24 protein-coding genes are annotated in these 23,263 nt (G+C 40.0%); 5 read left to right on the forward strand and 19 right to left on the reverse strand.

The features are described from left to right. Positions 1 to 18: 18 nt before the first annotated feature. The 5 genes from dprA to gltX are packed head-to-tail and all read right to left on the reverse strand — an operon-like array spanning position 19 to position 5,456. Entirely contained in the window at positions 19 to 1,188 is a 1,170-nt protein-coding gene (gene dprA, locus H3R33_RS01775; protein ID WP_198184624.1) for a DNA-processing protein DprA, read from the reverse strand. Further along, positions 1,189 to 1,839, reverse strand: a complete 651-nt coding sequence (gene plsY, locus H3R33_RS01780) for a glycerol-3-phosphate 1-O-acyltransferase PlsY (RefSeq protein WP_198184625.1) — start codon at positions 1,837 to 1,839, stop codon at positions 1,189 to 1,191. Then, positions 1,836 to 3,128: a dihydroorotase family protein gene (locus H3R33_RS01785; RefSeq protein ID WP_198184626.1), complete on the reverse strand. Its 1,293-nt coding sequence runs from the start codon at positions 3,126 to 3,128 to the stop codon at positions 1,836 to 1,838. The genes plsY and H3R33_RS01785 overlap by 4 nt, the downstream gene beginning before the upstream one ends. Next, complete coding sequence (locus H3R33_RS01790; protein ID WP_155565670.1) at positions 3,125 to 4,060, reverse strand: aspartate carbamoyltransferase catalytic subunit; 936 nt, start codon at positions 4,058 to 4,060, stop codon at positions 3,125 to 3,127. Before H3R33_RS01790 ends, H3R33_RS01785 begins: the two co-directional genes overlap by 4 nt. Next, entirely contained in the window at positions 4,053 to 5,456 is a 1,404-nt protein-coding gene (gene gltX, locus H3R33_RS01795; protein WP_198184627.1) for a glutamate--tRNA ligase, read from the reverse strand. The genes H3R33_RS01790 and gltX overlap by 8 nt, the downstream gene beginning before the upstream one ends. A gap of 180 nt (positions 5,457 to 5,636) precedes the next feature. On the opposite strand from gltX, the gene H3R33_RS01800 reads away from it, so the two are divergent. After that, the gene (locus H3R33_RS01800; RefSeq protein ID WP_198184628.1) at positions 5,637 to 7,685 is read left to right on the forward strand and encodes a ComEC/Rec2 family competence protein; all 2,049 of its coding nucleotides are present in this window, start codon (positions 5,637 to 5,639) and stop codon (positions 7,683 to 7,685) included. Between the two features lies 1 nt (position 7,686). On the opposite strand, the gene nth is transcribed toward H3R33_RS01800, so the two are convergent. Genes nth through hisB form a run of 9 tightly spaced genes read right to left on the reverse strand, consistent with a single transcriptional unit; the run spans position 7,687 to position 12,862 of the window. Continuing rightward, entirely contained in the window at positions 7,687 to 8,370 is a 684-nt protein-coding gene (gene nth, locus H3R33_RS01805) for an endonuclease III (protein WP_232342105.1), read from the reverse strand. Between the two features lie 13 nt (positions 8,371 to 8,383). Then, on the reverse strand, positions 8,384 to 8,749 hold the full coding sequence (locus H3R33_RS01810) for a histidine triad nucleotide-binding protein (RefSeq protein WP_110438259.1): 366 nt from the start codon (positions 8,747 to 8,749) through the stop codon (positions 8,384 to 8,386). Positions 8,750 to 8,760: 11 nt separating this feature from the next. Then, positions 8,761 to 9,105, reverse strand: a complete 345-nt coding sequence (locus H3R33_RS01815; protein WP_198184629.1) for a phosphoribosyl-ATP diphosphatase — start codon at positions 9,103 to 9,105, stop codon at positions 8,761 to 8,763. Between the two features lie 26 nt (positions 9,106 to 9,131). After that, a complete protein-coding gene (hisF, locus tag H3R33_RS01820; RefSeq protein ID WP_110438257.1) occupies positions 9,132 to 9,890 on the reverse strand; it encodes an imidazole glycerol phosphate synthase subunit HisF in 759 nt (252 codons plus the stop codon). Beyond that, on the reverse strand, positions 9,884 to 10,648 hold the full coding sequence (gene hisA / locus H3R33_RS09185) for a 1-(5-phosphoribosyl)-5-[(5-phosphoribosylamino)methylideneamino]imidazole-4-carboxamide isomerase (protein ID WP_347400748.1): 765 nt from the start codon (positions 10,646 to 10,648) through the stop codon (positions 9,884 to 9,886). Before hisA ends, hisF begins: the two co-directional genes overlap by 7 nt. 28 nt (positions 10,649 to 10,676) lie before the next feature. After that, positions 10,677 to 11,231, reverse strand: coding sequence for a GNAT family N-acetyltransferase (locus H3R33_RS09190; protein ID WP_347400684.1), 555 nt, complete (start codon positions 11,229 to 11,231; stop codon positions 10,677 to 10,679). 19 nt (positions 11,232 to 11,250) lie between these two features. Next, positions 11,251 to 11,910 carry an imidazole glycerol phosphate synthase subunit HisH gene (hisH, locus tag H3R33_RS01830; protein ID WP_198184630.1) on the reverse strand — a complete coding sequence of 220 codons (660 nt, stop codon included), beginning with the start codon at positions 11,908 to 11,910 and terminating at the stop codon, positions 11,251 to 11,253. Then, the gene (locus H3R33_RS01835) at positions 11,907 to 12,269 is read right to left on the reverse strand and encodes a hypothetical protein (RefSeq protein WP_110438255.1); all 363 of its coding nucleotides are present in this window, start codon (positions 12,267 to 12,269) and stop codon (positions 11,907 to 11,909) included. The genes hisH and H3R33_RS01835 overlap by 4 nt, the downstream gene beginning before the upstream one ends. Continuing rightward, entirely contained in the window at positions 12,266 to 12,862 is a 597-nt protein-coding gene (gene hisB, locus H3R33_RS01840; RefSeq protein ID WP_198184631.1) for an imidazoleglycerol-phosphate dehydratase HisB, read from the reverse strand. Before hisB ends, H3R33_RS01835 begins: the two co-directional genes overlap by 4 nt. Positions 12,863 to 13,108: 246 nt before the next feature. Here hisB and H3R33_RS01845 point away from each other — a divergent pair, with 246 nt between their 5' ends. Both H3R33_RS01845 and ubiM read left to right on the forward strand, forming a co-directional pair. Beyond that, positions 13,109 to 13,699: a nitroreductase gene (locus H3R33_RS01845; protein ID WP_162988599.1), complete on the forward strand. Its 591-nt coding sequence runs from the start codon at positions 13,109 to 13,111 to the stop codon at positions 13,697 to 13,699. Between the two features lie 20 nt (positions 13,700 to 13,719). Continuing rightward, complete coding sequence (ubiM, locus tag H3R33_RS01850; protein ID WP_198184632.1) at positions 13,720 to 14,961, forward strand: 5-demethoxyubiquinol-8 5-hydroxylase UbiM; 1,242 nt, start codon at positions 13,720 to 13,722, stop codon at positions 14,959 to 14,961. 88 nt (positions 14,962 to 15,049) lie between these two features. Here the strand turns inward: ubiM and H3R33_RS01855 are convergent, their stop codons facing one another. Next, on the reverse strand, positions 15,050 to 17,368 hold the full coding sequence (locus H3R33_RS01855; protein WP_198184633.1) for a helicase-related protein: 2,319 nt from the start codon (positions 17,366 to 17,368) through the stop codon (positions 15,050 to 15,052). 305 nt (positions 17,369 to 17,673) lie between these two features. Here H3R33_RS01855 and H3R33_RS01860 point away from each other — a divergent pair, with 305 nt between their 5' ends. Next, positions 17,674 to 18,504, forward strand: a complete 831-nt coding sequence (locus tag H3R33_RS01860; RefSeq protein WP_198184634.1) for a ferredoxin--NADP reductase — start codon at positions 17,674 to 17,676, stop codon at positions 18,502 to 18,504. Between the two features lie 3 nt (positions 18,505 to 18,507). Then, complete coding sequence (gene gorA, locus H3R33_RS01865) at positions 18,508 to 19,905, forward strand: glutathione-disulfide reductase (RefSeq protein ID WP_198184635.1); 1,398 nt, start codon at positions 18,508 to 18,510, stop codon at positions 19,903 to 19,905. A gap of 8 nt (positions 19,906 to 19,913) precedes the next feature. Here gorA and H3R33_RS01870 read toward each other — a convergent pair whose 3' ends face one another. The 4 genes from H3R33_RS01870 to H3R33_RS01885 all read right to left on the reverse strand — a co-directional run bounded on the left by H3R33_RS01870 (position 19,914) and on the right by H3R33_RS01885 (position 23,096). Continuing rightward, complete coding sequence (locus H3R33_RS01870) at positions 19,914 to 20,315, reverse strand: hypothetical protein (protein WP_110438249.1); 402 nt, start codon at positions 20,313 to 20,315, stop codon at positions 19,914 to 19,916. A 196-nt stretch (positions 20,316 to 20,511) separates the two neighbouring features. Beyond that, a complete protein-coding gene (locus tag H3R33_RS01875) occupies positions 20,512 to 21,165 on the reverse strand; it encodes a methionine ABC transporter permease (RefSeq protein WP_198184712.1) in 654 nt (217 codons plus the stop codon). A 40-nt stretch (positions 21,166 to 21,205) separates the two neighbouring features. Then, positions 21,206 to 22,243 carry a methionine ABC transporter ATP-binding protein gene (locus tag H3R33_RS01880; RefSeq protein WP_110438248.1) on the reverse strand — a complete coding sequence of 346 codons (1,038 nt, stop codon included), beginning with the start codon at positions 22,241 to 22,243 and terminating at the stop codon, positions 21,206 to 21,208. A 40-nt stretch (positions 22,244 to 22,283) separates the two neighbouring features. Further along, the gene (locus tag H3R33_RS01885; protein ID WP_232342107.1) at positions 22,284 to 23,096 is read right to left on the reverse strand and encodes a MetQ/NlpA family ABC transporter substrate-binding protein; all 813 of its coding nucleotides are present in this window, start codon (positions 23,094 to 23,096) and stop codon (positions 22,284 to 22,286) included. Between the last annotated feature and the right edge of the window lie 167 nt (positions 23,097 to 23,263).

Genomic DNA, 23,263 nt, shown 5'->3' on the forward strand with positions numbered 1-23,263 from the left:
AGAATTCGTTTGATTTCCTCATTTTAAAATATAGCCATTATGGCAAAGAAAAATTTTTTGCTGGATTTCAAGCAAGGTAAGAGCACTCTGAATTTCATTGGTAGGGTAATGAACATTTCTCAAGATTAGATCGATAGGTGTAGGGGTGGCAGAAAGTAGGAAGAGAATATCATCTTCAATTGTTCTTGAATTGTTTTTATCAGGTATATTGACCTGTGGAGGATTCTTGTTCTGGAGGGATATGTTTTCAGCTGCGGGAGAATAGGTGAAAAGATCTGTATTGGAAGGGGTGTTTTCTTGGATAAGGGGATGGGGGAGTTCGGATATTATATCCATGGCATTTTCTGTTAATATAGCCCCCATTCTAATCAAGTTATTGCTTCCTTTACAACGTGGATCAATGGGAGATCCTGGTACTGCAAAAACGGGACGGTTATAATCAAGCGCTTGTTTAGCCGTGATAAGACTGCCGGAATGCTGGGCAGCCTCAATGACAATACATCCCCAGCTCAATCCGGCAATAATACGGTTTCTGCGTGGAAAATGCATGGCTTGAGGTTGGGTTCCAATAGAAAATTCAGTTAAAACAACTCCTTTTTCTGCTATTGATTTTTGAAGGTCTTTATGTTCTGTTGGATAAAACATATCGATTCCACAACCAATTACGGCAATGGTGAAACCTGTGTATAAGGCTCCTTTGTGAGCTGCTTTGTCAATACCTCTGGCTAGACCGGAGGTTATGCCAATTTGATGTGCGGATAGATCAGCCGCAAGATTTTCTGCCATTTTAATGCCATGTATAGAAGCATTACGCGCCCCGACAATAGCAACATTTCTCTTTTTTAATAACTCGATATTGCCCATGGCAATCAGAATAGGAGGGGCATCTTCAAGCATATCAAGCAAGGGCGGATATTCCAGAGTTCCACGAAGAATGAATTGTCCCCCCAATTCAAGTGTTTGATCAATTTCTCTATGAAGTATTTTATTATCAGGAACTTGAAATTTTTTTGTTGAATATTTTGAACGTTTTAATTTTGGTAAAATTTCCAAAACAGCTTCAGGGGTTTGATAATGGTCAAGTAATTGTCGATAACGGATTCCACCGATCCCTTCCGTTCTGGCAATTTTTAAATATGGAAGTAATTGTTTTACAGATAGGGTGGAAGATAATGGTTTCTTGGACATTTAACTTAATTTTTTTTGGTTTTTTTCACCAATACGAGGTTCTGTACCGTTGCTGAGACGGTATATGTTGGTTCTATGACGAAAAAATATGAGTAAACTTATAAGAAGGGCGGGAAATAAAAGAGGGGTTTTAAGATCAAGATGATTGAAAATCATAATGAATAAAGGCCATGCAACAAATGCGGACAACCCTCCTATAGAGGAAATTCGGGACAGTCTGGCGGCAAGTAACCATACAATACATGATAATAGACCAGCAATAGGGGTTAAGGCAAGGCTGACACCTAACCCCGTAGCAACACCTTTTCCACCTTTGAAATTTATCCAAACGGGAAAACAATGGCCGACTACTACAAAAATTGCGGCAAGTGATTCGGCCTGAACTGTATAGTTAATGGCAAAAATATAGGCACACCATATTGCAAAAGAACCTTTCCCCATATCGAGTAAAAGAGTTAAAACCGCTAGTTTTTTTTTGCCTGTACGTAAAACATTTGTGGCGCCAATATTGCCTGAACCGATTTGGCGAATATCTCCTATTCCACCAATATAGCTAACCAACATTCCAAAAGGAATGCTGCCAATCAGATAGGACAAAAAGATAATGCCTGCCATTAATGTCCATGCATATTGGGGTATATGCCAAATCATAGGGTCTCTCTTTTGTAAATACAGCGTCCCATTTTCCAGGTTCCAAGGACGACACCTGGAAGGACACGATTGTCAAATGGAGTGTTTTGAGCCCGTCCTGGTAATTTTCCCGCTTCAACCTGCCAGGTTTGATCCGGATCAAATAAGCATAAATCTGCAACATTTCCTTTGGCAAGCGTTCCGATAGGTTGACGCAGGATTTTCGCAGGATTGTTACTTAAAAGTGAAATAGCCTTTGCGAGGGGCAGATTGCCATTTTTGACTTGAATAAGGGTAACACTTAAAAGGGTAACTAGCCCTGTTCCGCCCGGAGCCGCCTCTGCAAAGGGTAAACGTTTGTCATCCACATCTCTTGGAAGATGATCCGAGGCGATTGCATCAATGGTTCCATCTGCCAATCCCTGACAGATTGCAAGACGATCCGCTTCGGAACGGAGTGGTGGGGAAAGTTTGGCATAGGTTCTAAAATCACCAATGGCCTCTTCATTCAAGTCAAAATAGACCGGGGCGGTATCACAGCTGATATTAAATCCCTTTGATTTTGCCTGTCGAATTAGATTAAGTCCCTCCGCGGTGGAAATATGTCCAAAATGTAATCGACAATTTGTTTGTTCCGCCAATCGTAAATCACGGGCAATCATAATTGCTTCAGCCGCAGTTGGGACAGAAGGCAAACCAAGTCTTGTTGCCAGCTCTCCCTGGGTGGCACTGCTATTTTTGGCCAGACTGGGGTCTTCGGGATGCTGAATGATCAATCCGTCAAATCCACTTGCATAGGCCATGGTCTGCATCATCAAACGGGTATCTGCAAGCGCCTTGTCTCCGTCCGTGAAACCAATGGCGCCAGCCTCTTGAAGCAAGCCTATTTCTGCAAGTTCCTTTCCCTCACAACCAACAGTTAATGCACCATAAGGAAGAATGGACACCGATTTTGTTATTTCACCCTTGGCCTTTAGCAGGGTTACCAACGCGGGATTATCGATGGCGGGGTTACTATTGGGTAGAATCGCCATGGTGGTTATCCCACCTGCAGAAGCCGCTTCTGCTGCGGTGGCAATGGTTTCCCTATATTCAAATCCAGGCTCTCCCACGGTTACACGCATATCAACAAGACCAGGACAAAGAATGGCTCCTTTTCCATCAATGACATCGCAATCTGATGGTTGCCCTTCTGTATCCGGAAGATCTATCCCGGCAATTTTATCATTTTTGACAAGAAGTTTTCCCGGTTGATCCAATCCTGATTGAGGATCAATTAAATGGACATTGGTGAAAAGAATTGGTTTCATGGCTGCGCCTTTATGTGAGAGAATTTTTCAAGAACTGCCATTCTTACGGCAACACCCATTTCGACTTGTTCCTGTATGACGCTTTGATGCGGATCATCGGCAACATGACTGTCAATCTCTATTCCCCGGTTTAATGGTCCAGGATGCATGACCAATGCATTTGACTTTGCAAGGTTTAACCGTCTTCGATCCAATCCAAAGAAACGAAAATATTCACGGGTACTTGGGATTAATCCAGCACTCATTCTTTCTCTTTGAAGACGCAACATCATGATAACATCAACATTTTTAACCCCCTCATCCATTGAGTAATAAGGGGTGGCACCCATTTTAGCGATTGTTGAAGGCAATAAGGTTCTTGGACCAATAACCCTTACATTGCAACCCATTGTGTTAAGAAGGATTATGTTTGAACGGGCAACTCGGCTATGAGCTATATCTCCACATATTGCAACAGTCAAACCTGTCAATTTTCCAAAGTGGCGACGAATTGTTAATGCATCAAGCAAAGCCTGAGTGGGATGTTCATGAGTTCCATCGCCGGCATTGATGACACTTGCATCGACCTTTTGGGCAAGAAGCGCAGGGGCACCAGATTGTGCATGTCGAATGACAAGCAAATCAGCTCGCATAGCGTTTAAGGTATAGGCCGTATCCAGTAATGTTTCCCCCTTGCTGACCGAAGAAGTGGAAACGGACATGTTAATGACATCAGCACCCAGACGTTTTCCCGCCAGTTCGAAAGATGTACGAGTGCGGGTACTATTTTCAAAAAACAGGGTGATTAACGTACGTTCTCTCAACAGATTGCGAGGGGTCTTGCGAGAACGGTTTAGTAAGGCATAGTTTTCTGCCCGGTCCAGTAATATTTCAATTTGGTCTTCGGGAAGTCCTTCTATACCAAGAAAATGCTGTCCAAAGGAATTAACCATTAATTACGGCTCCTAATCTAGCCAAAACCTCATTTTTGCCTAATGCGAGAAGTGTATCATCAATTCCTGGCGACATGGTGCTTCCTGTTACAGCCGCCCGTAAAGGCTGGGCAACTTTACCCAATTTCAGGTTTTCCTTTTCAGCAAATGCATGTAGACAGTTATTGACAGATTCTTTTGTGAATTCAGGTAGTTTATTCAGTTCCATGACAAGTTTACTCAACAAGGCACGATTATTTTCATTCAATAATTTTTGTGCCTTGTCCGTAAAATTTAATGGAATTGACATACAAAGGAAAGAAGCATTTTCAGCCAATTCATTCAGATTTTTTGCGCGTTCTTTCAATCCAGGCATCAATAACTTGATTTTCTGTTCATTATTCTGGCTTAAATCAAGGTCTTTCCGTCCCTTCAAACGAGACAATACATCTTTGGTTAGTCTTACATCATCTGCCTGTCTTAACCAGTATCCATTAACATGTGTTAATTTGGCATAATCCATTCGAGATGGAGAACGGCCAACACCATCCAGATCAAATAACCTAATTTGATCTTTCCGACTGAGTATTTCCTCATCTCCATGACCCCAGCCTAATCTAAGCAGGTAGTTACATAAAGCCTCAGGCAAATATCCTTCATCACGAAATTCAACAACCGAACTTGCACCATGTCGTTTGGACAATTTCGCACCATCGGGACCATGAATAAGGGGAAGATGGGCAAATTTGGGAATATTCCATTCCATCGCGCGATAGATCATTAATTGTCTAAAACTATTGGTTAAATGGTCATCGCCACGAATGACATGGGTGATATTCATGTCATGATCATCGCAGACAACAGCGTGTTGATATGTTGGTGTTCCATCAGCGCGTAGGATAATCATGTCATCCAGTTCGATATTGGCGACGGTTACCTCTCCTTGAACAAGGTCTTGAATAACGGTTTCACCTTCTTTGGGGGCCTTGATGCGAATGGTATAAGGTGCATTGGAGGGTGCCTCGGATGGATCACGGTCACGCCAGTATCCGTTATAACGGGGAGGTTTTCCCTCAGCCAGTGCCTTGGCACGCATTTGAGCCAAATCCTCTGATGTGCAGAAACATTTATAGGCTTTTCCTGTCTCGAGAAGATGAAGAGCGATTTCCTGGTGTCTTTTAATTCTTGTCGATTGAAAAACAGGCGGTTCGTCAGGTGTTAACTCCATCCATGCCAGTCCATCAAGAATAACATCAACAGCTTCTTGAGTAGAGCGCTCTCTGTCAGTATCCTCAATCCGTAATAAGAATTCGCCATGATGATGTTTGGCATAAAGATAGTTGAATAGTGCAGCGCGAGCATTGCCAATATGAAGCAATCCCGTTGGACTTGGAGCAAAACGTGTACGAACGGTCATGGGTATCTTTCTTGCACGTAGAATGAAAAGTGAATTGAAATAATGTTTATATTAATTATTAAAAATAAAGATATGAAGTCTAGAAAAAAAATATTTTTATGGAGTTTTTGAACTATTTTAGACAGCATAAAAAATGTCATTGCTCTGTTGGTAAGGGAAACTGACCATTCGAAATTATGGATGCCTGTGATATTGGGTCTTGGAAGTCTGATTTATTTCACTCTTACGAGTGAACCAGATTTATCTTATGGTTTTATATTTTCAATATTCGGTTTGATAGGAATGGCAGTCATTCGATGGCGTTATCCCCTTCAACTAAATCTCTATATTTTTCACTGTGTTGTTTTTTTATTGGGATCAGGGTTTTGTCTTGCATGGTTACAAACACATCGACAGGAACCTTTTTACCGTTTGCCAACGCATGCGGCCACAATGAAAGGAAAAATTCGTCGAATAGAGATTTTATCAAGTGGAAAAACCCGTGTTTTAGTGCATCGTGTTCATTTTTTATCATATCCAGAATCTGAACAGAAAGAATGGCATCGATATATTCAAATTACATTATTCCATACCGATCATTCCCAAATTAATGTCGGAGATTGGATAGAGGTTAAAGCGATGCTGAAGCATCCATTTCCTCCAGTTAGAATGGCGAGTTATGATTTGCAATTTCATGATTGGTTTAAAAATATTGGTGCTTATGGATATGCTATCGCTCCTATTAACGTAATTAGAAAAAGCGATAAAACCTCAATACAATTGATACGTGAAAAAATAGCCTGTCGTATCAGGATTTTATTGCCTGGTGAGACTGGTGCAATTGCGCAAATTCTATTAACCGGAATTGATGCGAATTTATCTCAAGAAAACAGACATGTTTTTGCTGTGGCCGGACTTGCCCATTTATTGGCCATTGCTGGTCTGCATCTGGGAACGGTGATGTTGATTGTTGGCGGTACAGTACGCTGGCTTTTATTGCGAAGTGAATATATTGCCTTGCATTGGCCAGTGAAAATGATTGCGTTATCAATTGGATGGATTGCAGGTTGTATCTATCTTTTTCTTACAGGATTTCATTTGCCGGCAATTCGTAGTCTGATAATGGCAAGTTTGATCGTTTTCGCTATGTCTATGGATCGTCGAAGTTTATCAATGCATAATTTGATGCTGGCAGCATTGATGATTTTGATTTTTTCACCCTCATCGATCATGAACGTATCTTTTCAAATGTCTATGGCAGCTGTGATGGCTATAATTGCAGGATATGGTTGGGGATATGACCGTTTTTTAAAAAAATCCAAGAACACTTGTGGTTTAAAAAATTTTTTTTTCTATATTTCAGAGGCTGCATGGATCAGTTTCCTGGCTGGCTTGGCAGTATGTCCAATTGTTATGGCTCATTTTCATGAACTAAATTTATATTTTATTTTGGCAAATTTGATTGCGGTTCCTGTAACAATGTTTTTGATCATGCCAACTGGATTACTATCCCTGGTAACTATCGGGACAGGAATTGATTATTATTTTTTACATTTGATGGCGTATGGAATTAATTTGGTAATTAATACAGCCCGAATTGTTAATGATTTCCCTTATGCGGTTATATGGGTTAAGGATATGCCTGGATGGGGGTTGACATGCTATTTTATTGGATTATGCATTATCTGTTTATGCGTGACTCGATTAAAAAGTACCGGCATTCTTCTGATTACGATAGGGATTATATCTTGTTTATGGGGTAAAAATCCTGATCTGGTAACCTCTGCGGATGGACAAATGATTGCCATTCGACGAACTGGGTTTATATGGGTAATTTGTCAGCATGGATGCAATAAATATACGATTGAGGGATGGAAACAATACTTGGGTGTATCAAAAGTGAGAATTCAATTTTCTCACAATCATGACAGAAATATTCTTTGCAAGGATTTTTATTGCAAATTGCTGGATGAACATGTTTTGATCATATTAAAAAAACCTGAGAATTTCTTTTCACAAGCTGAAATATGTCATGCTATGCGGTTGGAAATTTCTTTATTATGGGAACAGCGTTTATGTCCTGATATATCATTCGTTGATAAAGAAAAAAACTGGGTATATGGATCACATAGCATATGGTTGAATTCAAACAAGATCAAAAATGATTTGTCATTAAGAGGCAATCGTCCATGGGTTATGGAACCAATTCAACGTGGTATTCCGAATTTACCCGAAGCTTTGAGTGAATAAATCAAAACGGACTTATGTTTTTATCTTGGTAATGGCATATTTGCGCAACAGGACAGTGCCAGCATTCAGGTTTTTTAGCCTTACAGCAATAGCGTCCATGTAAAATCAACCAATGATGTGATTTCGCAATCAATTCTCGGGGAATATTTGTTACTAGATTTTTTTCAACATCGAGGGGTGTCTTGCCGGGAGCTAGACCCGTGCGATTGCCTATTCGAAATATATGCGTATCAACTGCCATGGCAGGTTGATCAAAAGCAACACTTAATACTACATTCGCCGTTTTTCTTCCAACACCGGGTAAAGCTTCCAAAGCCTCTCTCGTTTGCGGGACTTGCCCATTATAATTTTCGATCAATTGTCTGGAAAGCGCTATAACATTTCGGGACTTGGCACGCCATAAACCGATGGAATTGATAAAGGGAACTAATTTTTCCTCACCAAGAGCAACCATTGCTTCAGGTGTAGATGCAATCTTGAACAATTTATTTGTGGCTTTATTAACAGATATGTCAGTTGCCTGAGCCGACAAAACAACGGATACTAAAAGCGTGTAGGGTGAAGAATAATTCAGTTCAGTTTTAGCGTCCGGACGTGCCTTGGCAAGAAGACGAATGAATTCCTTGATTTCTTTCTTATTCATTGCCTTTGCTAAAGGTGTTTCTTTATCTGCTTTAATAATCATGGAAAAATTTTAATTAAGCAAATGGTAACTTTTTCCCACCAAGAATATGAAAGTGAAAATGGAAAACTTCTTGGCCGGAATTCCTGCCAATATTGCTGATAATGCGATAACCATCTTTGTCAAGACCCAATAAATTGGCTACATGTGCAACAGCCTTGGTAAAAGCCACAATTTCCTCGGGGGCTGCACGTTGAGAAAAATCAGCATAGGAGGTATAAGGGTTTTTGGGAATGACCAAGGCATGAATTGGTGCCTTGGGGGCTACATCGTGAAACGCCAACACATATTCATTTTCATAAATTGTTTTTGCTGGAATTTCTTTTTTCAAAATTTTAGCAAATATATTTTGAGAATCGTAACGAACTGAAGTTGAAGCCATTGTTTCACCTGTTATTTTGAAGATTTTAAATTACGGGAAGTCTTTTCCTCGATCCCGCTTATTTTCTCTCTTTTATGAAGTTCCGCCCAAACATCTTCAGGCGATATATCTGTTATAACCCACATGGCCAACAAATGATACAAAACATCGGCACTTTCACTGATCAGGTTTTGTGGATTTTTTGTGGCACATTCAATCAGGCATTCAACAGCTTCTTCACCGAATTTCTGTGCAACCTTGTGTGACCCTTTTTTCAGTAATTTGGCGGAATAGCTTTTTTGAGGGTCATTATTTTTTCTTTCTTCAATCTTTTTATATAGACGATCAAGAATTTCACCATTTAGATTGGATTTCATACCTTGTTTCCTTTATTAAATACAGATCAGGAAAGGCGGACGGGAATGTTGTTTCCTGCCAGAGATTTTTTTACCTGCTCAATCGTAAATTGGCCAAAATGAAAAACGCTGGCTGCAAGTAATCCTGTTGCTCCTGTTTGTGCGCCTTCGGTAAAATGTTGTAATTGACCCACCCCTCCCGAAGCAATCACAGGGACACGAACATTACTGTTAATTGCTTTCAGAAGGTCAAGATCAAAACCTTTTCCCGTACCATCACGATCCATGCTGGTAATTAAAAGCTCACCAGCACCACGCCTGGTCATTTCCTTTGCCCATTGAATGACATTAATACCCGTTGGATTACGACCACCATGACTATAGACCTCCCATGAACCTTTATTATCAGATCGTGCGTCAATAGCAACAACGATACATTGACTGCCAAATTTATTGGCTCCATCATTAACAAGATCCGGATTTTTAATGGCTGCGGAATTAATGGCGCATTTATCCGCTCCTGCTAAAAGAAGCGCACGTATATTGTCCGGTGTACGAATACCCCCGCCAACAGTCAAAGGAAGAAAAATTTTTTCCGCTGTACGATTCACCACATCAATGATGGTGTTTCTGTTTTCATTGCTTGCGGTTATATCCAGAAATGTCAATTCATCGGCACCTGCCTTATCATAAACCAATGCCTGTTCAACGGGATCACCGGCATCACGTAGGGAGACAAAATTGACTCCCTTGACCACACGTCCGTTCTTGACATCAAGACAGGGAATGACACGGGTTTTCAACATGTTTCCAACACCTTTAAAGCGTCATTGATCCGAATGCGTCCATCATAGAGGGCTCGACCAACAATTACCCCCTCTATTCCTGGCTCCTGATTGGCAACGTTTCGTAATGCCTCAATATGTGCAAGGTTACCAATGCCTCCACTGGCGATAATCGGTATCTGGAGATGATGGGCAAGATTGGCAGTTTGTTCAAGATCAAGTCCGGATAACATGCCATCTCGTTCAATTTCAGTAAAGATAATGGCAGAAGCACCGCTGTCCTGTAAACGTAAGGCGAGGTCCAGGGCTTTCATTTCAGAGGTTTCCGCCCAACCTTCGGTGGATACATATCCTTTTTTGGCATCAATACCAATCACGATTTGACCAGGAAAGGATTTGCAGGCCTGATAAACTAGTCTGGAATTTTTAACGGCGACACTACCGAGGATAACTCTTTTTATGCCCTTATAAAGCCAATATTCGATAGCATTTAAGTCCCGTATTCCACCTCCAAGTTGAACAGGCACCTGAGAATTGGCAAGAATGCTTAAAATAGCTTCTGTATTAACAGATTTTTTTGCAAAGGCACCATCAAGGTCAACAACATGTAACCATTTACAACCCTGATTATTCCAGTTTCGCGCTTGTTCACCGGGATTGTCAGAATATATTGTTGCCTGATCCATTTCACCCTGACGTAATCGAACACATTGACCATTTTTCAAATCAATCGCGGGATATAATGTTAGGGGATGGACTGCTGAAGAAAAGCTGGACATAAATAAGTTACACTTCATGAAGTTAAAATTATGGTAGGTTCAAAAAGGATTTATATAAAAAATATCCCCTGAAAATTTGCCCGTTGATTTTTCGATAATAAGGGTGGGTTGCCCAATGATGATATCCATTTTTCAAATAAAACTGAAATAATTTTTTCTGACTTTCATCAATTTGCACATTAATGATCGGGAAACCTAGTTGGGCAATGGTCTGTTCGATTTTTAAAAGTAAACGTTTACTGACGCCGACATTTATGGCATAGGGTGCAACTGCAAAAATGGTGATTTCTGCAGCAATATAGGGAGATTCCTCTTCCTTTAGTGGTGTTTCAACCTCGCAAAATGCGACAATATGTCCATCCATTCGACCTGTGAAAAGAGTTTTTTCGGGAACAAGTAACGATCCCTTTATATAGCTTTCCAACAATTGTCTTGGTGGTGCCTTAACCCAGCGACAATGATAACCAGCCAATATCGCGGCTTCCAGAGATTCACAGATTGCATGCAAATCATCGTCATTATCAAGGGTGGTAATTTGTTCTAATTCGATTTTTGGAAGTAGGTTTGAGTTGATGTTATCCATTGTAATTAATAAATACTTGCTAAGCGGGGGTAGGATTCCATCTTAGGAAATTTGCCAAAATATGTAATCCAACCTGTTGACTCTTTTCGACATGAAACTGCGTGCCAATCGCATTCTTTTTGGCGATGATGGCCGGAATGGATATGCCATAATCGGTTGTGGCGATAATATCCTTGTTATCTTCAGCGGACAAAGCATATGAATGGACAAAATATGCATGATCACCTGGATTTATTCCATTCATAACAGGATGTGCATTTACTTTAAAATTTAGTTCATTCCATCCCATATGGGGTAAAGGTAAATCTGTTGTATCGATAGGTTTTATTTTACCCTGGATCCATCCCAAACCTTTGGTTGTTTTATGTTCCAATCCCTGTTCAGCCATTATTTGCATGCCAACACAAATTCCTAGGAAAGGGGTCCCTTGCCGAACTTTGGCATTTAACGATTCAAGCAAACCGGGAATGGATTGCAATCCACTCATGCAATCTGCAAACGCTCCCTGACCAGGTAATATAAGACGGTCCGCATTTTGAACATGTTCTGGTTTGTTGCTGATTTCAACATTAACAGGCAGATTGATCATGTGGGCCGCCGCAATCAGGGCGCGTTGAGCGGAGGCAAGGTTTCCGCCGTTATAATCAATAACAATAATGCTGTCGGGTTTATGTTTCATGAATTGATATAGTTTGTTAAACGGTGTTTTTTATCAAGTAAACGAAGAAGAGCAAATTTCTTATTGGGTGCGGCAATTACGGTTTGAAGATTCCATCCTGCCCATTGCAATTCCGTTCTTTGAAAGTGGAAGGCAAAGCAACCTACTATAAAATGTACCAAAGCCATCAAGAAGAAAGATGGATGTATCCAGATAATCAGTGAAAAACAAATACTTAAAAGAATTAATCCATGAATCCAGCTTTTTTGGACAAAAAGACCAACAGGTCCAAGTATAAATACGAGCCAGGAAAAACCCTCAGGCACCAGTTTTAATTCGGAAGGTTGGTTTTGGTTTGCATAGACAGTAAAATATTTCACAACACACCTTTGGTTGATGGAATGGAATGCAAAGCACGTGAATCGAATTCACAAGCCATTCGCAAAGCACGTGCAGTTGCTTTAAATGTTGCCTCGGCAATATGATGGGAATTACGACCCGCATGCAATATAGCATGCAGATTCAAATGGGCGCTCATCACAAACCCACGAAAAAATTCTTCAAATAATTCGGTATCCATCTTTCCTATCTTTTCTGTTGGAAAAGACACGTTCCATGCCAGGTATGGGCGACCAGAAATATCGATAACGACTTCGCTCAAGGCCTCATCCAGAGGAACAGAGGCTTGTCCAAACCGACAGATTCCTTTTTTCTCTCCAATCGCTTTCTGGAATGCTTGACCCAAAGTTATGCCGACATCTTCCACTGTATGATGAAAATCAATATGTAGATCGCCTTTGACCATTATGTCCAAGTTAAACAAGCCATGTTTGGTAAGAGCTGTCAGCATGTGGTCAAAAAAACCGATTCCCGTTTCGATATTGGACTGACCTGCTCCATCAAGATTCAGGGTGAGCTGGATATCTGTTTCCGAGGTTTTGCGATGTACGGATACCTGTCTTTGCGTATTCATAAAAGATAACTTTAAAATATAAATTATATTTGACATTCAATTAATAACTTGCTTTTGCCGGAATGCCAAGATTAAAGAGTAAGAAATGAAATTATGAAATGATGAATTTCTTATGAATAAAACTTAAATTCATAATACTTTTTACGTATTTTTGTCTCGAGGAAATTACAGTAAGTTTAGATTTGATATGAAACTTACATTATAAATGGTAAAATTATAAATAACTTTATTGTAATGGATAATTTTATGTCAAATATTGATTTTCTGCTTTCTCGTTTTTCATGTGGTTCATTAACTCAACCTGCGCCAAATGACGATGAATTGCATCAAATTTTATCAACAGCGATGCGGGCTCCTGATCATGGGCGCTTACGTCCCTGGCGTTTTGTGATTATTGGTAAAGAGTATCGAGAAAAATGGGTAAGATCATTGGAAAAGATCCTTACAAAACCGGATTCTTGTTATCCCCCCGCTTATATAACCAAAATAGTGCAAAATTTTTCGAATGCCCCTTTGATCTTGGCACTTGGATTTCGTCAATTTCATGATGACAAGACGTCTATCTCCCTTGATGAACAGTTGATGGCAGCATCAGCAGCAACCATGAATATATTGAATGCTGTCCATGTTCTGGGATTTGGTGCAAAATGGATTACAGGCCCCATTGATGTTCCTGAAATTACGGAATTATTGGGACTGAAAAAACCGTATAGAATGATCGGGTTTATGTTTATCGGAACACCAGTGGAAGGATCTGAGGCACCTCCACGGGTTTCAGTGGATGATTATGTCGCTAACTGGCAGGGAAGTGCAGTAAATTTCAAAATTGATTCATAAATAGTTAAAGAGATGAAACGATGTTAAAGATTAAAGATATGATGGATGTTGTTGTGATTGGCGGGGGTCCTGCAGGATTAAGTGCGGCATTGTCCCTGGAAGGAATTGGACTGAAAGTCACTGTTATTGATCCAGCCCCAATGACAGCTTTGCAAGAACCTTCTTTTGATGGTCGTGAAATAGCTTTGACCCATCATTCCGTTTCATTGATGAAATCAATGGGGATATGGGACCGTATTCCTGAAGATGAAATTTCTTCGCTCAGGGAGGCCAGGGTTGAGAATGGGGAAGAAAACAATCCTTTGATTTTTGACACGCAGGGAAAGGGCGAAGAGGCTCTTGGCTATCTTGTCCCAAATCATCTGATCCGAAAGGCAACATTTGAAGAGGTTCAATCTCGTGAAGGGATTACTGTTTTATCCAAGACACGCTGTAATAAATTAAATTGCTTTGTTGATTATGCCCGGGTTGAATATTCCAATGCAGATCAGGACGATGCAGTTTTTTCTACAAAACTGGCTGTTGTAAGTGACGGACGTTTCTCCAAAATAAGAGACAGTCTTGAAATTGGATATTTGCTGCATGATTTTCATCGTCATATGATGGTATGTCGTATGAAGCATGAGTTGCCTCATCATCAAGTTGCCTTGCAATGGTTTGACAAAGGACAGACTGTTGCCTTACTGCCATTGAATAATAATGTCACTTCTGTTGTATTGTCTCTTCCTCCTGATGAAATGAATCGGGTCAGATCGTTGGAAGCCGAACAATTCAATCTGGAAATAATGAAACGCATACATGGACGGCTTGGAAAAATGGAGCTTGTTTCCACCCGGCATGTTTATCCTTTGAAAACTGTATTTGCCAACCGGTTTGAAACAAGACATGCTGCCTTGGTCGGCGATACGGCTATTGGAATGCATCCTATCACAGCCCATGGTTACAATTTTGCCCTGATTGCCCAGGAAATCCTGGCAGATGAAGTTTTGGCAGGTTTAAAAAGGGGAGAGGAAATCGGCACATCGAAACAATTGCGTCATTTCGAAAAACGGTTAAGAATCAAAACCATGCCGATGTTTACCCTGACAAACACTATTGCAACGCTTTATACACGTGAAGAAAAGGGATTGTGGAAATTAAGGAGGTTAGGTATTAAAACGGCCAATTTACTAAAGCCTGTTAAGAATAAAGTCGTGGATACCCTAATTGATAAAACCACAACATTGCCTTCTCCAAAATCGATTTTATCGAAAAGATTTTGATTAATTCACTTTTAAAATAAACAAGATGAAATAGTAATAATTTATTGTATCATCTTGTTTCATTAAAGAATTTGTAAAAATCAACAATTTACAATTCAATTTTCCTGCGTTTTTGGCGAAGGACTGATTCAATCCATTCATTTAATTTCTTTGTATTTTTCTCGGCATTTTCCAAATCTGGGTAAAAATCTGGAAAACGCAAGGATAGCCAGCGCCAACTTACCAGGCGTTTATGCATTTTTTCAGCGCGTTCAAGTTCGCGTCGGGATGCCTGGGCTGGATTGGGTAATTTTCCAGATCCAGGGGCGGGTATGGTTTTGCCGGCAGCATGATCTGCTGCCCAATGGGTAAGCCGTTGAATGCCATTGTCACGGTCATCGACCGGACATGTTGAGTATGTCCAGCGATCTTTAAGGGAAAGACCATCCACTCCCTCCAGTGAGGATGCAATCGCGAATGTTTCCTCCATTTTTGCCAATCGATAATTGGGATCATCAGGACGTAAAACAGCCCGTTTCAAGCGTGTCAATACACCGAATAAACTCGTTGAATTGATTTCATTGGCAATTGCTTGAACAATATCACTGTCAGGTTGCACCAGGGGTCGCAAATCATCTTCCTGGATTGGAGGGGCCTCCAGATTACGATGGATGAAGGTAGGATCGCCCGCACCAGCCATAATACCTACAATTCCGTTTTCATGCTTGCCATATCGACCTGCACGTCCGCCTATTTGCTTGATTTCCTGGGATGTGAGGGGGCGCCTGGTTTGACCATCGAATTTAAAGATCGTGCTGAATATAACACGTTTGATGGCTAAATTTAATCCCATACCGATAGCGTCTGTTGCGATTAAAATATCTGCCTCGCCATTATTGAAGCGTTTTGCTTCCGCCCGCCTGACTTCCGGACTCAAGGCCCCATATATTACAGCAACGCGGTGACCTTTCTGCATTAGAAGGGAACGTAGATCCAAAACCTCTCTTCTTGAAAAGGCGATAAGTGCATCACCCGTTCTCAATTTTGATAACCTGATTGGCGAACTGGCAGTGATAAGGGGACTTTTTCTTTGTAGAATAATCTCGTCACAGGGGTCATCACATAAATTGGCAATGCGTTTGACAATAGGGATACATTCTGGTGAACCCAGAACAAAAACATGGCGTGCCGGAACGCCCATAATTGCAGCCGTCCATGCTGCGCCACGATCAGGATCTGTCAGCATTTGCGCCTCATCAATCAATGCCACATCAACAGGATTGTCCATCGGGCACATTTCTACAGTAGCTGCCAGAAAACGGCTTCCGGGGATAATATTGCGCTCCTCACCCGTTTTTAAGGATGCCTCAATATCACGTTCCGCCAGGGCTTCCTTGAATTCATGCGCCAATAAACGTAGTGGTGCAAGGGCAATTCCACTCTCACTTTTAGCCATTGCTTCCAAGGCAGTATAAGATTTTCCACTGTTGGTTGGTCCAGTCACAATGGTGATATGTCTTTTCAGGGAGCGGGCTGTTATAAAATGCCCTGCATATCGATCCATTGCCGCTACATTGGCCAATACCTTGTTTTTGATATTGAGATCACCAAGGTTTATATATTTACCCTTTTTTTCCTTAGGGATTTCTTCGATCCAACTTGTAATTTGATTGCGTAATTTTCTCAATTCAACAGGATCAAATTTCCAAATATCTTTTCCGCGTTTCTTTATTTTCTGGGCAATTGGAATTCTGTTCTGCCCAATCCATTTTAGGGCATCCCTGGACGAGCAATGCAATATTGCGGGTATATCCTTGAAGCTTACAAGGCTATTTTCCCATTCCCTTTGTCGTTTTATCTCCTGTTTCTTACGGGCCTTGGCTGTTTGTAGTAACTGTTCATCTTTTTCTTTATTGATCTTATAATCTGTCAAAATCTGATCAATAAAACTATCTTTATCCTGTATATCAAAAGCCATGGCAACGGTATCTGCCATAATTGTCAATTGTTCATTATCGAATGTTCTAGCTGAGACATTATTGGTTTCAAGCTGTAAATTTTGAATTGCCTCATGGGCATTGCCGCTTGATTGTTTCAAACGGTTTCCTAGGGCAAGCTGCAATGCATTTTCAAAATTAGTTTCATTGGGTTCAGGTGTGTGAATAAACGAAACCGCCCATGCAATATCTTCGGGTTGAACCCAAACATATTTTTTTTGTTGGACAAGCTGGGTTATTTTTTTGGCCCATCCCTTTCTACGAATAGTACAGAGAAGTTTTATAAAATTTGCTGGTGCAATCGTGTCAGAGTCAGTTTCAAGTTGGCGTTCAATGAGTTTTTTTAGACGATTTTCCTCTTGAGGCGTAATATCTAGCCGGGTTTCTTGTAAGACTTTGTAAAGGGCAAGTTCAGCAGGGGATGAGTTCATATGATTTAACAGATTAAAAAATTGAATTTTATTATTTAGTACATATCTAGAATACAAGATAAAAGATGATATAGGTTTTTCGCAACATATTGTACTTATAATATAAGTTTTTTTATTTTAATGCCTTATATTTATGTATAATTTGAAAAAATTGATTAAATAAGATTGAATCAAAAAATTTTATCAGTATTTTCTTATTAGAGATAATTTTAAACACGGTAATTTTTTAAAAATGACGAATTGGGTTTCAATATATAAGATAAATTTCATATAAATTGACCAATATTGCAGGAGATTAGTAAATAATGACAGAATCAGTGATGATTGATGATTCTTTTCGTCTTTCCCCGCCCTCTAAAGAATATAGTCACTTAAATGCTGAAAAGGTTTTATCTGTTCATCATTGGACGGACCGTCTTTTTTCTTTCACTTGTACGCGCACCTCAAGTTTAAGATTTGAAAATGGTCAATTTTGCATGATCGGAATCGAGGTAAATGACAAACCTTTATTGCGAGCTTATAGTGTTGCAAGCGCTAATTATGAAGAACATCTTGAATTTCTGTCAATCAAGGTTCCTGATGGTCCCTTGACTTCACGTTTATGTCATATGAAGGTCGGTGATACGGTTCTTATTGGACGTAAACCAACGGGAACCCTGGTGCTTCCTAATTTGAAACCCGGTCGAAACTTATATTTCTTTTCAACGGGAACCGGATTGGCACCTTTCATGAGCCTTATTCGTGATCCAGAGGTATACGAGAATTTTGAAAAAGTGGTCCTGACCCATACTGTACGCATCAAAGGGGAACTGGCTTATCATAATTATATTTTAAATGATTTGCCAAATAATGAATTTCTGGGAGAATATGTGAAAGAAAAACTGGTTTATTATCCTACAGTTACTCGTGAGGAATTTCCTGTAAGAGATCGTATCACGACCCTGATTGAAAATGAGAAACTGTTTTCTGATATTAATTTACCTGTTATGGATCCCGAACATGATCGTGCTATGATTTGCGGTTCTCCAGAAATGTTGGCGGAAACCAAGTCAATTCTTGAAAAAAGAGGTTTTGTAGAAGGTAACGGTTCATCACCTGGTTCCTTTGTAATTGAAAAAGCATTTGCGGAGCAATAATTCATGAAATACGACTTTGACCTTATTGTTATAGGAGCAGGTTCAGGCGGTGTTCGCTGTGCCCGTATTGCAGCTTCCCATGGTGCCCGTGTTGCGGTTGTTGAAAAACAATATTGGGGTGGTACCTGCGTAAATATTGGCTGTGTACCAAAAAAGCTTATGGTTTATGCAAGCAATTTTAACAATCAGGTCAAAGATAGTCATGGATATGGATGGGATACGGTTCCCGGACACCATCATTGGCCTGAATTTATTGAGGCAAAAAACAAGGAAATAAAACGGTTAAATAATATTTATATTTCCATGTTGGAAAGGGCGGGAGTGATTCTATTTACAGGTCATGCCTCTTTCAAAGATGATCATACTCTTAAAATTTCATCTTCTGTATTATCTGATGAAAAAGCAGAAGATAAATTTATTACAGGCAAACATATTGTTATTGCAACAGGCTCATCACCCACGAAACTTGATATTGAAGGAAATGAATACGCCATTACTTCAGATGAAGCTTTTTATTTGTCAAAACGTCCGGAAAATATTGCCATCATTGGATCTGGATATATTGCACTTGAATTTGCCGGCATATTTGCCGGACTGGGTTCATATGTGGATTTGGTCTATCGTCAACCTGTTCCCCTCAGAGGATTTGATCAGGATATACGTCAGGCTGTCTATGATGCGATTGAACAGCGTAAGGATATTATTCAACATGTCAAAGCCCATCCAAAAAAGATTATTAAACAAGGTGAGCAATATCATCTTTATCTTGATAACGGAGAAGTGGTGCAAACAGATTGTGTATTTTTTGCCACTGGTCGGCATCCCAATTTGTCAGGATTAAATCTTGAAAAAATTGGGATTGAAAAGGGGAAAAAAGGGGAAATCATTGTTAATGAAGATTTTGAAACTCGAATTCCCCATATTTATGCCATCGGTGATGTGATAGATTTTGTTAATCTTACTCCTGTAGCCATTGCTCAAGGACATGCCCTGGCTGATCGTTTATTCGGAAATAAAATTCGTAAAAGTAACTATGACTACATTCCAAAGGCTGTATTTTTTAATCCACCAATTGGAAGCATTGGTTTAACTGAAGATGAGGCTGCGCTAAAAGGAGCAGTTGATATCTATATCTCCAATTTTACGTCAATGCGCTATAGTTTAACGGAACGTAAGGTTAAAACCTTTATTAAAATGATCGTTGATCAATCGTCGCAAAAGGTTGTTGGACTTCATATTGTCGGAGATGACGCACCAGAAATGCTGCAAGGATTTTCAGTTGCAGTTGCGGCAGGTTTAACCAAGGCAGTTTTTGATGAAACAATCGGTATTCATCCAACCTCTGCGGAGGAAATTGTAACCCTTCGTCAGGTTGCAAGGGTTACAGATAAACAAAATTAAAAGTTTGATTATCGGGGGGTTAACCATCCATTTCCTGTTGAATCTCCTAATTTCCCCTGTCCCATTGGGCCACTTTCCTGATACGCTGTACCATATTTTGAAAGATTGGCACCACTTACCTTGTCTTTCGATTCAGCCAAAGCTTGTTGATGCTCGGGATCTGGTCCATTTTGCATGTTCATGGAAGGCGCATAGGTATAACCGGGAGGTGGTTCACGGTGTCCTCGAACGGTAATATGTTCACCCCCTTTTTCAGCTTCCTGGGATTTCATTTGAACGGATTGTTTGGATAAGCCTGGTAAAGTTCCGCTTTCTTCTTGATTGATTGGCGTAACTTGTGCATAAGTTTTGACAGATAGTAAAGTCGTAGAAAGTAAAACTGTATACAATCCAGTTTTAAACCAATTCATTATAATTTATCCTTTATGGCTCTAAAAAATAGCTGATATAGATTTATAATTTACGTTCTTGATATAATATACCAAATTTGAAAAGTTAAGCCCGTGATGAAATGGATGGGTTTATTCTTCAATCTATAACATAAAATGAAATAAAAACATATTTGATGATTTCAGAAATATCAGTAATTTTAATTTTATCTAAGGATTAACGGTGATTATATTTTCTTGCAAGATAATCTCCCAACCATTGAATTCCTGAAATCATGAGCACCAATATAACGATTACAATTCCCATAATATCCGATCTGAATTGTTGATATCCATATTGTATAGCATAATGACCCAATCCACCTGCCCCAATGGTCCCAGCCATGGCGGATATTCCAATAATCAGGATTAGAGTCACGGTAAAACCGGAAATGAGTCCCGGTAAAGCTTCAGGCAATAGAACCTCTTTAATAATTGTAAAATTGCTTCCTCCCATCGCTTTAACTGCCTCAATAAGATTACGGTCGACTTCCTTAAGGGAAACTTCCGCTATTCTGGTAAAATAGGGAATAGTTGCAATAGTTAACGGAACAATTGCTGCAGTCGTGCCAATAGCGGTTCCAACAAGAAATCGTGTTACGGGAATTAGGGCCACTAGCAATATTATAAAAGGAATGGATCGGAATATATTAATAATGAATCCAATCGATCGATTACATATCGGTGCGGGCCTTAAACCGTCAGGTGCGGTGATAACCAGGAAAAGGGCGAGAGGTAATCCACCTGTCAAGGTTAGCAAACCACAAGCTAGAGTCATTTTCAATGTCTGGCCAATAGCAATATATAACTGCTCAAGTTGATATGTTGAAATATGAGAGTACTGACTTATGAGATTATTCATTTGATCAAGATTAAAGACGGACATAACCAACCTTTTCAACTGTCTCAACACCCATGCTTGTAAGAGCTGTTATTGTTTGTTGCCATTGATCCGCAGGAACGGCAAGAAATGTCGTGCCAATTGGTGTTTCACGTATATGGGTTATGTTTCCTTCCAACAGTACTGCGGAAATTTGATAATCTTTTTGAAGATTAGCTATTAAGGGATCTCTTACAACCTTGCCCATCATGACGACATGTAGAATGGCATGGTCATTCCTGTCAGGGTTGGGATGAATATTTTGCGATATACTTTGGGGAAGGGAAGGCTGTTCCTCTTGCAATAATTGTTGGGTTGTTTCCGATTGCGGATGAGCAAAAACTTTACCGACTGCTCCCTCCTCGATGATTTTACCTTTTTGCAGAACAAAAACTCGATCTGCTAAAAGGCGGATAACACTCATTTCATGAGTGATCAAAACAATTGTAAGTTTTAGTTTCTGATTAATTCGTAATAAAAGTTCAATTATTGAACGTGTCGTTTCTGGGTCAAGGGCAGAGGTTGCCTCATCACATAACAAAAGGGCGGGATTGGCTGCCAGGGCTCTTGCTATTCCAACACGTTGTTTTTGCCCCCCCGATAACTGGGCTGGATAATTGAGGGCCTTGTCAGGAATGCCAACCAGCTCGAGCAATTCTTTTGCTTTCTCAATTCGCTTGGCTTTAGGAATCCCTGCAATTTTCAAGGGAAGGGCAATATTATTTAAAACATTTTTAGAATTAAGTAGATTAAAATGCTGAAAAACCAGCCCAATTCGCTGTCTCAATGGAATAAGAGCCTTTTCAGGCAAATGGGCTATATCTTTTCCTTCAATCTTGACCTTGCCACTTGTTGGTTTTTCCAGCCCCGCCAAACATCGTAGCAGAGTTGTTTTTCCTGCTCCAGAGTGTCCGATAATTCCAACTATTTCTCCTTTTTGAATCGAGAAAGTAAGGTTGGATAATGCGGCATGATTGCCAAAATTTCTGCATACATTGTCAAATTCAATAACGGGTAAATCTGAAGTCATAAATTTTTATCAATTAAACTGCATTGAGGAAAAGAATGTGTCACCATGCAGGCAATATAGCGCCGTGAAATTTATCTTCCATTGTCTTTTTCACGGCATCGGATTGAAAACTCTCCAGCAACAATTTCATTTCAGGGCGGTTTTCATCCCCTTTACGTACAACCAAGATATTGTCATAAGGACTGTCTTTAATATCCTCTCTAAGTAAAGCAGATTTTGGATTGATCCCGGCCGGTATGACGAAATTCGTATTGACCGCGGCCATTGTGACATCATCTAGGGCACGGGATAATTGGGCGGCGTCAAGATCAATAAGTTGAAAATGATGTGGATTACTGATGACATCCCCAAGTCTAGGTAATGCCGGAGCATTCTGCCGTAGTTGGATGAGATTGGCTTTCACTAGAAGATTAAGAGCTCTGCCTTGATTGGAAGGATCATTGGGAATGGCGATTTTTGCTTGGTCAGGAAGATCACGGATGGATTTGATTTTATGTGAGTAAAAACCCAGTGGTTCTGCCCATGTTTTTCCAAGAACGGCCAATTTATAATTTCTTGCTTGAATTTGCGCATCCATGAAGGGAACTGTTTGGAAAGCGTTGGCATCAATATCTTTACCAACAAGCGCTTCATTTGGAATATTGTAATCGTCAAAATTGACCAGTTGAATATCAATGTTTTTTGTTTTTGCAACTTCCTTGGCGGTAAGGGCCAGTTCCTCTTCAGGACCACTAATGATACCGACACGAATAGTTTGAACGGTGGAGGCGGCTTTAGTTTCTTGCGGAATACCCGAATAAAGGATAAATGCGGTTAAGCTGGCAAGAAAAGCCCGGCGAGAGAAAATCATCATTAACTGTTGTTCCCATTCGTTCAAGGTCAAAGATATTTAAGGAAAGTTTTATATAAAAATCGTGTATCTGTATAGAGTATATTATATGAAACACCATACAATATTAAAGCTGCTGGTTAATTATTTTATAAATATGGTTAATTTTTTATATTATAAGATAAATAATA

Source organism: Commensalibacter sp. B14384M2 (genome assembly GCF_016101865.1).
GTDB classification, from domain to species: domain Bacteria; phylum Pseudomonadota; class Alphaproteobacteria; order Acetobacterales; family Acetobacteraceae; genus Commensalibacter; species Commensalibacter melissae.

Excerpts from the sequence above, each read along its gene's own strand:
- H3R33_RS01855 (WP_198184633.1), bottom strand. The coding sequence starts at position 17,368 with ATGAACTCATCCCCTGCTGAACTTGCCCTTTACAAAGTCTTACAAGAA.
- H3R33_RS01870 (WP_110438249.1), bottom strand. The coding sequence starts at position 20,315 with ATGAATTGGTTTAAAACTGGATTGTATACAGTTTTACTTTCTACGACT.
- H3R33_RS01785 (WP_198184626.1), bottom strand. The coding sequence starts at position 3,128 with ATGAAACCAATTCTTTTCACCAATGTCCATTTAATTGATCCTCAATCA.
- H3R33_RS01815 (WP_198184629.1), bottom strand. The coding sequence starts at position 9,105 with ATGAAATCCAATCTAAATGGTGAAATTCTTGATCGTCTATATAAAAAG.
- hisH (WP_198184630.1), bottom strand. The coding sequence starts at position 11,910 with ATGAAACATAAACCCGACAGCATTATTGTTATTGATTATAACGGCGGA.
- ubiM (WP_198184632.1), top strand. The coding sequence starts at position 13,720 with ATGTTAAAGATTAAAGATATGATGGATGTTGTTGTGATTGGCGGGGGT.
- H3R33_RS01845 (WP_162988599.1), top strand. The coding sequence starts at position 13,109 with ATGTCAAATATTGATTTTCTGCTTTCTCGTTTTTCATGTGGTTCATTA.
- H3R33_RS01800 (WP_198184628.1), top strand. The coding sequence starts at position 5,637 with ATGCCTGTGATATTGGGTCTTGGAAGTCTGATTTATTTCACTCTTACG.
- H3R33_RS01885 (WP_232342107.1), bottom strand. The coding sequence starts at position 23,096 with ATGATGATTTTCTCTCGCCGGGCTTTTCTTGCCAGCTTAACCGCATTT.
- hisB (WP_198184631.1), bottom strand. The coding sequence starts at position 12,862 with ATGAATACGCAAAGACAGGTATCCGTACATCGCAAAACCTCGGAAACA.
- gorA (WP_198184635.1), top strand. The coding sequence starts at position 18,508 with ATGAAATACGACTTTGACCTTATTGTTATAGGAGCAGGTTCAGGCGGT.
- hisF (WP_110438257.1), bottom strand. The coding sequence starts at position 9,890 with ATGTTGAAAACCCGTGTCATTCCCTGTCTTGATGTCAAGAACGGACGT.
- H3R33_RS01880 (WP_110438248.1), bottom strand. The coding sequence starts at position 22,243 with ATGACTTCAGATTTACCCGTTATTGAATTTGACAATGTATGCAGAAAT.
- plsY (WP_198184625.1), bottom strand. The coding sequence starts at position 1,839 with ATGATTTGGCATATACCCCAATATGCATGGACATTAATGGCAGGCATT.
- H3R33_RS01810 (WP_110438259.1), bottom strand. The coding sequence starts at position 8,749 with ATGGCTTCAACTTCAGTTCGTTACGATTCTCAAAATATATTTGCTAAA.
- hisA (WP_347400748.1), bottom strand. The coding sequence starts at position 10,648 with ATGTCCAGCTTTTCTTCAGCAGTCCATCCCCTAACATTATATCCCGCG.
- nth (WP_232342105.1), bottom strand. The coding sequence starts at position 8,370 with ATGATTATTAAAGCAGATAAAGAAACACCTTTAGCAAAGGCAATGAAT.
- gltX (WP_198184627.1), bottom strand. The coding sequence starts at position 5,456 with ATGACCGTTCGTACACGTTTTGCTCCAAGTCCAACGGGATTGCTTCAT.
- H3R33_RS09190 (WP_347400684.1), bottom strand. The coding sequence starts at position 11,231 with ATGGATAACATCAACTCAAACCTACTTCCAAAAATCGAATTAGAACAA.
- dprA (WP_198184624.1), bottom strand. The coding sequence starts at position 1,188 with ATGTCCAAGAAACCATTATCTTCCACCCTATCTGTAAAACAATTACTT.
- H3R33_RS01790 (WP_155565670.1), bottom strand. The coding sequence starts at position 4,060 with ATGGTTAATTCCTTTGGACAGCATTTTCTTGGTATAGAAGGACTTCCC.
- H3R33_RS01860 (WP_198184634.1), top strand. The coding sequence starts at position 17,674 with ATGACAGAATCAGTGATGATTGATGATTCTTTTCGTCTTTCCCCGCCC.